This window comes from Duganella radicis (assembly GCF_009720825.1).
In the GTDB taxonomy this organism is placed as follows: Bacteria; Pseudomonadota; Gammaproteobacteria; order Burkholderiales; family Burkholderiaceae_D; genus Rugamonas; species Rugamonas radicis.
The window spans coordinates 1-255 of sequence record NZ_WNKY01000148.1 but is presented as its reverse complement, the minus strand read 5'-3'; the positions used below and the strand labels follow the sequence as shown (position 1 = coordinate 255).

Genomic DNA, 255 nt, shown 5'->3' with positions numbered 1-255 from the left:
CCCCGGGAGGGGAGTGAAATAGATCCTGAAACCGTGTGCATACAAACAGTAGGAGCCTCCTTGTGGGGTGACTGCGTACCTTTTGTATAATGGGTCAGCGACTTACATTCAGTGGCAAGGTTAACCGGATAGGGAAGCCGTAGAGAAATCGAGTCCGAACAGGGCGATAGTCGCTGGGTGTAGACCCGAAACCAAGTGATCTACTCATGGCCAGGATGAAGGTGCGGTAACACGCACTGGAGGTCCGAACCCACT

At 53.3% G+C, this 255-nt stretch carries 1 rRNA gene; it reads left to right on the top strand.

The features are described 5' to 3' along the window. Positions 1-255 (top strand): 23S ribosomal RNA (locus GM676_RS31440); the annotation flags it as partial.